Origin of the sequence: Flavobacterium branchiophilum NBRC 15030 = ATCC 35035 (genome assembly GCF_002217205.1) — a bacterium.
Lineage (GTDB): Bacteria > Bacteroidota > Bacteroidia > Flavobacteriales > Flavobacteriaceae > Flavobacterium > Flavobacterium branchiophilum.
The window spans coordinates 38,940-51,161 of sequence record NZ_MUGT01000035.1; the positions used below are offsets into that span (position 1 = coordinate 38,940).

A 12,222-nucleotide genomic window follows, 5' to 3' on the forward strand; every position below is an offset into this window, starting at 1 on the left:
ATTTATTTATAAATTATAACTTTTTTTTTTGATTTTATTTCATCCACTAATGGTTCTAATTTTCGGATAATTTTTGCAGGAACCCCCACTACCATCGAATTATCTGGCACATCTTTTGTTACTACAGCTCCCGCACCAACAATAACATTTCTGCCTATTTTTACTTTTGGCAATATAGTGGCATTAGACCCTATTTGGCTATAAGAACCCACTTTGCAACGCCCTAAAAGGGTTACTCCTGGCGACATTTCTACAAAATCGCCCACTATACAATCATGGGTTATAGTAGTACGATAATATACTAAGCACCCTATACCAAGCCGAACACTATTTGAAAAAATCGCATGGGACAATACATTGGTTCCTTTGCCAATTTCTACATCAAAACTACCAATTTCAGAAGCATTACTTATAGTCGAAACATATTCGCCACCTATTTCAACAAACATATCATGAATGGATTTCCTTAACAATGGATTTCCTATTCCAATTGTAAATTTCTTATCAACCGTTTTAAAATAATGTTCCACTTCTTTCACATCTCTTAATATAGAAAACCTACCAAACAATTTCCTAGGTAAATCATTACTGATATTATCAAAAAAAGTGATGTTGCATTCAGGATTTTGCTTATAAACAACTTCCAGCACCTCTTTTGCCAATCCTTTTGCACCTGCTATCAAAATGTGCTGGTTTTTGGCTTGCAAATCCACATCAATGGTTTCTAACACATCTACTTTTTCGTGTAGTTCAAATTCTTTCAAAAGCTTTTTAGTATCCTCGACAGAATTAAACATCAAAACATCAATAATAGACAAACCTGGAACAAATTCATTTCCAAATTGTTTGTAAGTAATTGGATTTGAAGTAATAATTTTCAAATCTATTCCATGTTCGTTAAACTTGGTTTTGGAATACAAATCTTTACCTCCAATTGGATTCGAATACCTAGAGGCATTTTCTCTTTTGCAAATATCAATCACCCTATCCTGTGCTTTTAGATTGTTGTTTTGATACATCGTTGATGAGGGTCGAATTTGGGTATCCATTTCTAAATATTTCGCAATCAATGTTATAGAAACAGTAGATAATTCTGCTATTTTTGTTTTGCCAGAAAAAAGGGTGTCTTTTATTATAGCAAAAACAGGTTCAAAATACGGGGCTTTTTTATATGATTGTTCTATCGATTGCAAGAATTTTGAGCGCCATTTGTCAAAAAATTTTGGATTGACATCGATTTCATTTATTTTTGAAAAAGAACTTGGATTGTCCAGCGGCAAAGTAAACAAATGCTTTTGTTTATTGATTAACAAATTATTGCGGTTTACCCAACCTTGTTTTATATAATTGACATCGTCATATATTACAAAAATATCAACTGAATTGATCAATTGAAAATATCCAATATACGGAAAAAAATAGGGCTGCATGATGCCTAATTTCATATCAAAGTTTTTTTTATAATTGAAATTGATTTATTTTTATTTATTTGAAAGACATTTTTTAATAAATGTTGTATTGAAAACACCTCACTTTTTTAGACAGCAAACTACAAATTATCATTTATAATTTTACAAATTAAATAAGAATCCTCTTCAGAAAGTTCTTTATATAATGGCAAGCACAATATCCGAGCAGCAACAGACTCTGAAACAGGCATTTGACCACCTTTTACATAATCTATTGTATTTAAAGATGGATAAAAATAACGTCTAGGAAAAATATTTTGGTCGTTTAAAGCCTTTTGTACGTGTAACAATTGACTTTCTGTTTGGAAAATTACAGGGAAATAACTGTAATTCCAGTTGGTGTTGGCTCTGATTTTGATGGTTTGTAATACTTCAAAATTCAGGTTTTCCAAATAAATGGTTACTACTTTTTTTCTACCCCGCAATATTTCGTCCATATAGGGTAAAACTGACAATCCCATAGCCGCTTGCAATTCAGAAATTTTGCCATTGATACCCAATCCATGAAAATCTAAAGGCCCGTTATGACCAAAGTTATGACTGTAAAACATTTGATGTTGTAACACTTCATTGGCACAAAAAACAGCTCCGCCTTCGCCAGTATGAAACAATTTTGTGGCATGAAAACTACATGTACTTACATCGCCATACTCAAAAATAGATTGTCCATGATAGGTTACTTCAAAACAATGTGCTGCATCATAAATTACTTTGAGGTTGTGTTTTTGAGCAATGGCTTGTATCGCTTCGATATGACAAGGATTTCCAAAAACGTGTGTAGCCAAAATAGCTGTGGTTTTTGGGGTAATGGCTGCTTCGATTTTAGTTTCGTCTATGGTTAAATACTCTGGATGAATATCTACAAATACAGGCTTACATTGTTCCCAAACAATGGCCGATGTTGTAGCAACATAACTAAAAGGGGTTGTAATTATTTCGCCTTGATTACCTAATATTTTAAGTGCTATTTGAATGGGTATGGTGCCATTATTCATTATAATAATGTTTGAAACACCTAATCTTTGCTTGATTTTGGATTCCAGTTCCAGCAATAACGCACCTCTATTGGTTAGCCACTGGTTTTGCCAAACACGAGCTAAATGTTCCTTATATTCTTCTAGGGGCGGAAAGAATGTCTTGGTTACGTTAATCATTTATTTTTATATTATTTTTTATATTATTTTTTTGCAAATATACAGAATTTTGTTTGTTGTAGTGATGAAATGTACCTATAAAGCAAATCGTTTTTAACATCAAAGGTGTCCCATAACTTATTTGATCATGTCTAAATAATAGTGCAACAATTTGGCTTTATATGCCACGTTGCCAAAACCATCAATCAATTTTTCGGCAATTCGTTTTCGGTCGTAAACGATGTCTTTTTTTATAATTTTTTCGATAAACGCTGCCATCGATTGGAAATCTCTAATTTGAAAAACCTTACCATTTTCTTCGTCTATGAGTTCATCTACGCCACCACATTGCGTTGTACAAACAGGCAATCCGCTGCCAAGTGCTTCCATTAAAGATACACACATGCCCTCCATGAGCGAGGATAAAATAAACATATCTGCCTCCTGAAATTTTTGTGCAATGGAAGCTCTGGAATGATTTTCTGGATACAAAAACACCTCAACATTTTGATAATCAAACTCTTGTACCAATTTTTTTACTGTTTCGGTATGATTGACTCCCCACCCATTGATGCCAAAATAATGAAACTCTATTTTTTTGTCAAATGCAATGCCATCTAAAACTTTGAGTGTTTTGAAAATTGTTTTTTGGTCCTTAAAATAGGTAAATGCTCCAATGGTAATAATTTTAAACACGTCTGACTCTGGTTTATCAATTGGAAAAAAAAGTCTTTCATCTACATAATTTCCTAATATTTCAAACTCAAATTGGTATCCGTGTGTGAGCAATTGTCTGGCCTGATCGTGGCTAGAAACCAACATTTTGTGTGCATTTCTTATCACTTCGTGAATCAAATTCATGCTGCGTTTGGTTCTATACGAAAGGATAAATTTTTGTTGTTCGTGAATAATGTATGGAACTCCCGTTTTTTTGTGAAACTGATTGGCCCAAAAACCCGCTTCATATATCGTATTGACGTGTATTATGGCATTTTTATCCACATGAAGTCTTGCATTTAATTTTTTAAAATAATAATTTTCTATCATTTCCTGAATGAAATAGGGCAAAAACCAAAAACTCAAATAACTTACCGAAGTTACAGACATCCCTTCTTCCGAAATGCGGTGCTGAAATTGTATTAGGTTTTTATATTTAAAAAATTCTCTGATACTTTTTGGCATAAAAACCAACATTTCTACTTCAAATTCTTGTGTTACTAATCGGGCTTGCTCCCTAAAAAAAGAGCTATCCCAAGAACTGAATACAAATAATTTTTTCATTGGTGTTGTTTATTTTATTAATTTATTTCTTATTTTAAATATAGTATCAAAAATATTCATGGGCAAATACCGCAATAATCGGGTATAAACATTAAATTTTGCATTTGATGAATAATTATCTTTAATCCAATTTTTTAATTTTATCCTGTTTTTTTTATCAGGATCCAAATGAGGTAATCCTGTTAGGGCCAAATAACAATTCATGGATTTTTGAACAATTTCTTTTTTTATTTTTTCTATTAAAAGGGTATTCAATCCTTTGTTAATTGCAAATTGTTTGGTTTCTAAAAATATTTCAACATGGTTGAGTTTTTTTAATGTAAAACTACTTCTAATTGTACTTATATTTTCATTAAAATAATGATACAAATTTTTATCGTACAAACCAATTGCATCTACAGCGCTTACAATTTGAAATGTATATAAAATATCTTCAAATATTTTACCATCTATAAATTGAAGTGGTTTTACCAAACTTTTGTGATAAATTCTTATGGGTACTCCATAGGTTTCTTCGTTCATAATCCGTACTAACGCTTGGTTTGCCGTTTGAATTTGAAAAGTATTTGAAAAAAACTGCACTTCTGTTGAAAATTTCAATCTAAATTCTACAATTTTCAAATCATTCTTTAGCATAAGCGCCATACTTTCGGCTATTAATTCCAATTCTATCCAATCATCACTGTCTATAAATGAAATATAAGTTCCATTTGCCTTACTAACCCCTAGATTTCTGGCCGCACTTTGTCCTTTGTTTTCTTGATGAAAAACTTGTATGCGACTATCTTTTTTGGCATAAGCATCGCAAATGGTACCACTGCTGTCTGGCGACCCATCATTTATCAAAATAATTTCTACATGAGAATACGTTTGATGGATAATGCTGTCTAAACATCGGGCTAAGTATTTTTCTACGTTATATACTGGAACGATAACGGATACTAAAGGTGGATTCATTTATAATAAATTTATATTTTTTGTATCCAAATATTGCCTCCTGTATTTTGATAACACAACGGCATATTTATAAAACAATTTGGATGTAATTTATGTAAATAATCAGGAAATATTTTTATTTCAAATTCAGAATTGTACATCAAAAAAGCTTTCAAAATATAATCTTCATTCCAATTGAAGCCATCAAAAACCCATTTTTTTGGATATTCAAACGGATAAAATACATCATGAAAATGAATCAGCACCCCTTTTTGCAATACGGGTAGTATTTCAAATAAAATATAATTGACATCGCTTCCTGTTTTTGAAATATGGGTACTATCTATAAACAAAATATCGCCAGCCTCTAAAACTTCAAAAGTTTCTAATGGAATTTGCTGGGCATCTTGCTCTATTACTTTGATGTTTTGTTTGTCTTTTGCCGTCATCAACGAAAACAATCTATCTGCATAAGGGTCTATAAACGTGATGTTTAACGAGCCGTCAAAATGCAAGTCGTTGGTATCGAGCATAACGGCAGACGAAAAACCTGAACCTATTTCGATAATGCGTTTGGGCTGAAAATGCCTCATCATGCTATATAGCATAATGGCATCTGTATAACCATAATAGATATTTTGATAATAATATCGAAGTCCTTCTTGTTTTTCGGCAGCAAATGGTAAATCAGCATAGTAATTTTCAAATGCACCAAGTAAGGCTTTTTGAGATTCGGTGTTCAGGCTGATGCCTTTTATTCCTTCCGTTTTTTCGTGTTTCCAAATTTCGTGTTCTCGTTTTTTTATGGCTTCAATATCTATTACGGGCGAATAAAAATGTCCGTTTGGAAAGTAGGTATTTCCGCTTCGGGCTTTGAGATTTTTGACGTGTGGAAAACAATCGATGATGCGTTTAATCAGTTTTTTCATTGATAGTATATTAAATTTATTGTGTTTGGAGCAAATATAATTATACCTTTTATTTAATATTTAATTATAAATCGTATTAAAAATCGTATTAATTGTTCAAAATAGCCTTTTGACAGGTATAATTTGGAAATTTTAACAAATGTATTAATTTTTTTTTGATGTACAGCCATTGTTTTAAACTCAAATTGCTGTAATAACATTTTTTTTTCGTTTTCATTAAATTTAGACCAATATTTTTCAGTTAAATCTTGATAAAATTCAAAACTTGCCAGTTCTTTTTGATGCAAATTGCTGCGTTGCCCGCTTATATTGTCGTGCGACATGCGTACCCGAACCATAGCTTCGTTGATGCCATATAAATCGGCAAAATTGCTAAATTCGAGCCAAGCCATATCATCTGAATGCCAAGCCAATGGGTAGTTTTTGAATCCAAATTGTTGATAGGCTTTGTTGCTAAAAATATGTTCGCTCAACGACGACCGAGATTGGTGCTTGATTTTTTTAAAATACAATGCTCGGGTATTGTCTTGCTTTTGATGTGTATAGGGTTTGCTTTCTGATTGGTCTTTTTCATTAAATAAAACACTTGCAAATCTAATCACATGTAATTTTTGCGATACAATTTCGTTTACATGTGCATAAAAAGCCGCTACTACATTGTGTCCCAACACATCATCGTCGCCCAAAATCATGAGCCAAGGCTCGTTTTGACTCAAGGCTATACACCTATCCCATTGTTGTGTTAAGGAAGTACCCCCAAGATTGGTTTCAAATTTTTGATACACCATGTCAAATTGCCCTTCATATTGTTGTAATACATCCAAAGGGTCGTTTGGGCTGTTGTCATTTCCAATATACACCACAAAACGTTTATCTGTTTGATTAGCAAGCGATTGCAACGTTTCGCCAAAATATTTTTTGTTGTAATAAGGGATGATGATGGCCAGCTGTTTCATATAAAATTATTTTGAGGCAATAAAAAACCAGTTACAAAATCTTTCATTGTCAATCAAAAGCATTTTTGTTACCGTTTTTAAAAAGCTGTGCAAAATTATAAAAAGTTTTCGACAAACTTAAATTTTTTTGACTTGCAAACAGCTATGAAACTTCATTTAATCCTATTTGCTATCTCAAACGGTTGTTCATTTTTCCTAATTTTTAAATAATTATGTCGTTATTGTTGTGCTATATTTGATTTTGCAACGCATTTTTTTTCTGTACCCTATCGTATTTCAGTGTTTTATGCCTATTTTAAATTAAATGCTGTTGAGTAGGTTTCGTGTATTTGTAATCAGAAAATTTATATTTTATATAAAAAACAAAATCAATTACAACGTTTTCGTTAAAAAAAATTGCCTATATTTTTTATTTCACAATTTCAAAAAATCAAATATATGCTAACATAAAATGTCTTATTTTTGTAAACAAAATTAAATTCATACAAATTATGTTAATTATTGGAATTGCAGGTGGTACAGGATCGGGAAAAACAACCGTAGTGCATCAAATTATGAAAAAGTTGCCTCAAACCGAGGTAGATATTATTTCGCAGGATTCCTATTATAAAGACAACAGCCATTTGTCGTTTGACGAGCGGGCTTTGATCAATTTTGATCATCCTCGGGCCATCGATTTTGATTTATTAGTACAACACTTAAAAGACTTAAAATCAGGTAAGATTATACATCAACCTGTATATTCTTTTGTTACCCATAACAGAACCGAAGACACCATAACTACCCACCCTCGAAAAGTGTTGATTGTAGAAGGTATTTTGATTTTGGCCAATCCAGAATTAAGAGAATTATTTGATATTAAAGTTTTTGTTCATGCCGATTCAGACGAGCGATTGATTCGTCGTTTGAAACGAGATATAGCCGAAAGAGGTAGAGACATGGAAGAGGTGTTGAACCGTTATCAAACAACGCTAAAACCGATGCACCAACAATTTATTGAACCCACAAAAGCTTTTGCAGACATCATTATTCCAAACGACAAACACAACAATGTAGCTATTGATGTAGTTAGAGCCGTAATCAATCAGAAAATTCAATAATTTTAATGCTAATTTTTTTATTAACAAACAATTGAATTTAAAATTAACATTTATAAAAAAAATATGAAAAAAAAAGACGCAAATAAAGAAAAATTACCTTTTTGGAAAAATAAATATATTGTCATTTCAATAGGTTTTTTTATTTGGATGATGTTTTTAGATAACTATTCGTTTTTTGACCATCGGTTTTTAGACAATCAAATTGATGAATTAAACGAAAACAAATGGTATTACCAGCAAGAAATTGCCAAAGACAAACACAGCATCAAATTGTTGAAAAATGAAGGACAAATTGAAAAATATGCTCGTGAGAAATATTTTATGAAAAAAGACAGTGAAGATGTCTATATCGTCGAATTTAAAGATGATACGCTAGTTTCGAAAATAAATTAAACAAAAATAAAAATCAAGTACAATGCCACAACAATTATTCTCTGATTTTGAGGCTGTTTCCAGCAAGCAGTGGAAAAATCAATTGCAGTATGAACTAAAGGGTGCCGATTATAACGACACTTTAGTTTGGAATTCGCCCGAAGATATTAAGGTAAAACCATTTTACCATCAAGACGAGTTTGAAAAACCTTATCCTATTGGAACCACCGTTACCGAATTTAAAATAGGTCAAGCTATTTTTGTTCAAGACGTTTTGAAGAGCATTCAAAAAGCAGCAGACAGCCTTAATAGAGGCGCAGAAAGTTTGCATTTTGTAATTGAAAACGACCAAACAGACATCGAAAAACTGCTTATAAGTCTTTCGGTAGCACACGTTCCCGTTTTCTTTGATTTATCTTTTCTCTCAATCGATTTCGTATTGCAAATAGACCGTATAGCGGTACAAAACAACCTAACGATTTATTGTAATATCGATCCAATTGGGCAATTGGCCAAAGAAGGCAATTGGTTTGAAACCGCTGAGCAAGACAATTTTGAAACGCTCAACAAGCTTGTGAGCCAAACGCAAAAAGTAATACTTTTGGGGGTTCATGCAGGATTGTATCAAAATGCGGGTGCCAATATGGTGCAACAAATTGCCTATACGCTGGCCCATGCCAACGAGTATTTGAATGTTGTAGAAACCTATAAAAACACCATAGTATTGCATGTGGCTGTTGGTACCAATTACTTTTTTGAAATAGCCAAATTGAGAGCTTTACGACTGTTATTCAACTTATTAGCAAAAGAATACCACTCGAACATCACATGCCATATTGTGGCCACACCAAGCCATCGCAACAAAACCATTTATGACTATAACGTCAATATGTTGCGAACTACAACTGAATGTATGAGTGCCATTTTGGGTGGGGCCAATACCGTTATCAACTTGCCCTACGATGCTTTGTACCACAAAAACAACGAATTTGGCGATAGAATTTCCAGAAATCAGTTGTTGATTATGAAAAATGAAAGTTATTTTGACAAAGTAAACAATCCTGCAGATGGCAGCTATTATATAGAAAATATCACCCAACAATTGGCTGAAAAATCCTTGGCATTATTTAAAGACATTGAAGCAAATGGTGGTTTTTTGAAACAATTGAACGATGGAACTATCAAAAGAAAAATCCAAGAAAGTGCCGATAAGGAGCAAGCTTTATTTGACTCTGGAAAAGAAATTTTATTGGGTACCAACAAATATCCAAATCCAAAAGACCAAATGAAACACGATTTGGAGTTGTATCCATTTGTAAAAAATAATCCTCGCAAAACGTTGATTGCCCCAATTATTGAAAAAAGATTGTCTGAAAAATTAGAACAAGACCGATTGGCATTAGAATAAACGGAATACATTTGATTTTACCTTTTAAAAAAATGAGAAAAAATATACAAAATATAAGTTTAGATCAGGCTGTTACACCTGAAATAAATACCCAACCAACAACGGCTTTTAGAACAGCCGAAGACATTTTGATTCAACCTCAATATGATGCCTCGTCCATAGAAGGCTTGGAGCATTTGGATTTTGCTGCGGGTTTTGCACCCCATTTGCGAGGCCCTTATGCCTCTATGTATGTCCGTCGTCCATGGACTATTCGTCAATATGCAGGTTTTTCTACGGCTACTGAAAGTAATGCGTTTTACAGACGCAACTTGGCTGCTGGACAAAAAGGACTTTCTGTAGCATTTGATTTGGCCACACACAGAGGCTACGATTCTGACCACGAAAGAGTGGTGGGCGATGTAGGAAAAGCAGGTGTAGCCATTGATTCTGTGGAAGATATGAAAGTGCTTTTTGATCAAATTCCGCTCCACGAAATGTCCGTTTCTATGACTATGAATGGTGCCGTTTTGCCCATTATGGCCTTTTATATTGTAGCGGCAGAGGAACAAGGTGTTAAGCCAGTACAACTTTCGGGTACGATTCAAAATGACATTTTGAAAGAATTTATGGTAAGAAATACTTACATATACCCACCAACGCCTTCTATGAAAATCATTGCCGATATATTTGAATATACCAGCAAATACATGCCCAAATTCAATTCTATTTCTATATCGGGCTACCACATGCAAGAGGCAGGAGCTACCGCCGATATTGAACTCGCCTATACCCTAGCCGATGGATTGGAATACATCCGAACAGGGCTGGCAACTGGCATGAAAATTGACGAATTTGCTCCTCGATTATCTTTCTTTTGGGCCATTGGAATGAACCATTTTATGGAAATTGCCAAGATGAGAGCCGGTAGAATGATATGGGCCAAACTGGTTAAACAATTTGAACCCAAAGATGAAAAATCATTGGCCTTGAGAACCCATTGTCAAACATCGGGGTGGAGTTTGACCGAGCAAGACCCCTTTAATAACGTGGCCCGAACTTGTATTGAAGCCGCTGCAGCAGCCTTTGGTGGCACACAATCGTTGCATACCAATGCTCTTGACGAGGCCATTGCTTTGCCTACCGATTTTTCTGCCAGAATTGCTAGAAACACACAGATTTATTTGCAAGAAGAAACCAAAATTTGCAAAACCGTCGATCCGTGGGCAGGTAGTTATTATATAGAAAATTTAACCAACGACATTGCTCAAAGTGCTTGGCAATTGATTGAAGAGGTTGAAGCCCTTGGCGGGATGACCAAAGCCGTAGAATCTGGCATTCCAAAACTTCGTATTGAAGAGGCTGCGGCTCGCAAACAAGCCCGTATTGATAGTAACCAAGATGTGATTGTTGGGGTAAACCAATACCGATTGGAACAAGAAGATCCGTTGCAAATTTTGGATGTTGATAATCAATTGGTTAGAAAACAACAAATGGAACAATTAGAGCACATCAAAGCCACAAGAAACCCAGAAAAGGTAGCAGCTGCATTAGCAAAACTAACCCAAACGGCACAAACTGGATCGGGAAATTTATTGGTATTGGCCGTAGATGCTGCCCGAGAAAGAGCTACACTTGGCGAAATCAGCGATGCTTTGGAAGTGGTTTTTGGAAGACATAAAGCACAAATTAAATCATTTAGTGGTGTGTATAGTAAAGAAATAAAAGACGATAAAAGTTTTGAAAAAGCCAAAGAATTGGCCAATCAATTTGCCGAAAAAGAAGGCCGCAGACCAAGGATTATGATTGCCAAAATGGGACAAGACGGACACGACAGAGGGGCAAAAGTGGTAGCAACGGGTTATGCCGATGTTGGATTTGATGTAGATATGGGGCCTCTGTTTCAAACGCCTGCCGAAGCTGCCAAACAAGCCGTAGAAAACGATGTGCACATACTTGGTGTTTCGTCGTTGGCCGCTGGACACAAAACCCTTGTACCTCAAGTAATTGCAGAACTTCAAAAATATGGCCGAGAAGATATTATGGTCATCGTGGGTGGGGTTATTCCTGCTCAAGATTATCAGTTTTTGTTCGACTCTGGTGCAGCTGCCGTTTTTGGTCCTGGTACCAAAATTAGTGCTGCAGCCATCAGTATTTTGGAGGTTTTACTTCAGGATTAATGCAATAAAGCAACTTTTAGCCAATAGACACGTACATGTCGTTTAGTTAAGCATTGATTTGTCTCTATAATCTTTGTCAAAGTTTATACCTTTGACAAAGATTAAATAAATGCTAGAAGTTAGAGGTTAGAAGTTAGAAGCTAGAAGCTAGAGGTTAGAAGCTAGAGGTTGGAAGTTAGAGGTTTCAAAGAAACTATAAAATCTTTGTAATCCTATAACTTATCACAATACTTAGTAAAAAAACATTTATCATGTTAATTTTCAATAAAATAAGTGGTCAAGATTTTGGCAATGCCCGAAGATTTTTTATTACAGTAAGATTATTCCGTAATTTTATTGTAATAAATACACAGGTAAGACAAACTGTTATAATGCTTTAAAATTTTTTAAAAAAAGTAGAAAAAAATTTACAAAAAAAACGTACTAATTCTGTTTTCCGACCCTTTGCATGATTCGAATATTTATTTTTTATGATTGAT

The 12,222-nt window shown here is 34.0% G+C and carries 10 protein-coding genes; 4 read left to right on the forward strand and 6 right to left on the reverse strand.

The genetic code is table 11. From position 1 onward, the window contains the following. Positions 1-2 precede the first annotated feature (2 nt). From B0A58_RS16625 to B0A58_RS04790, 6 genes are all read right to left on the reverse strand, one after another. Positions 3-1,445: a WbqC family protein gene (locus B0A58_RS16625; protein ID WP_207758834.1), complete on the reverse strand. Its 1,443-nt coding sequence runs from the start codon at positions 1,443-1,445 to the stop codon at positions 3-5. A 104-nt stretch (positions 1,446-1,549) separates the two neighbouring features. Continuing rightward, positions 1,550-2,623, reverse strand: a complete 1,074-nt coding sequence (locus B0A58_RS04770; RefSeq protein WP_089080078.1) for a DegT/DnrJ/EryC1/StrS family aminotransferase — start codon at positions 2,621-2,623, stop codon at positions 1,550-1,552. 117 nt (positions 2,624-2,740) lie between these two features. Beyond that, the gene (locus tag B0A58_RS04775) at positions 2,741-3,883 is read right to left on the reverse strand and encodes a glycosyltransferase family 4 protein (protein ID WP_089080079.1); all 1,143 of its coding nucleotides are present in this window, start codon (positions 3,881-3,883) and stop codon (positions 2,741-2,743) included. Positions 3,884-3,892: 9 nt separating this feature from the next. After that, the gene (locus B0A58_RS04780) at positions 3,893-4,840 is read right to left on the reverse strand and encodes a glycosyltransferase family 2 protein (protein WP_089080080.1); all 948 of its coding nucleotides are present in this window, start codon (positions 4,838-4,840) and stop codon (positions 3,893-3,895) included. A gap of 11 nt (positions 4,841-4,851) precedes the next feature. Continuing rightward, positions 4,852-5,748, reverse strand: coding sequence for a class I SAM-dependent methyltransferase (locus B0A58_RS04785; protein WP_089080081.1), 897 nt, complete (start codon positions 5,746-5,748; stop codon positions 4,852-4,854). Positions 5,749-5,801: 53 nt separating this feature from the next. After that, positions 5,802-6,704, reverse strand: a complete 903-nt coding sequence (locus tag B0A58_RS04790; RefSeq protein WP_089080082.1) for a glycosyltransferase family 2 protein — start codon at positions 6,702-6,704, stop codon at positions 5,802-5,804. Between the two features lie 491 nt (positions 6,705-7,195). Between B0A58_RS04790 and udk the strand changes: the two genes are divergently transcribed. The 4 genes from udk to scpA all read left to right on the forward strand — a co-directional run bounded on the left by udk (position 7,196) and on the right by scpA (position 11,743). Next, entirely contained in the window at positions 7,196-7,804 is a 609-nt protein-coding gene (gene udk / locus B0A58_RS04795) for a uridine kinase (protein ID WP_014083346.1), read from the forward strand. A gap of 63 nt (positions 7,805-7,867) precedes the next feature. Further along, on the forward strand, positions 7,868-8,197 hold the full coding sequence (locus B0A58_RS04800) for an FtsB family cell division protein (RefSeq protein ID WP_089080083.1): 330 nt from the start codon (positions 7,868-7,870) through the stop codon (positions 8,195-8,197). A 22-nt stretch (positions 8,198-8,219) separates the two neighbouring features. After that, the gene (locus B0A58_RS04805) at positions 8,220-9,584 is read left to right on the forward strand and encodes a methylmalonyl-CoA mutase subunit beta (protein ID WP_089080084.1); all 1,365 of its coding nucleotides are present in this window, start codon (positions 8,220-8,222) and stop codon (positions 9,582-9,584) included. A 32-nt stretch (positions 9,585-9,616) separates the two neighbouring features. Next, positions 9,617-11,743 (forward strand): methylmalonyl-CoA mutase, encoded by a 2,127-nt coding sequence (scpA, locus tag B0A58_RS04810; protein ID WP_089080085.1) that lies wholly within the window; start codon positions 9,617-9,619, stop codon positions 11,741-11,743. The last annotated feature ends 479 nt before the right edge of the window (positions 11,744-12,222 follow it).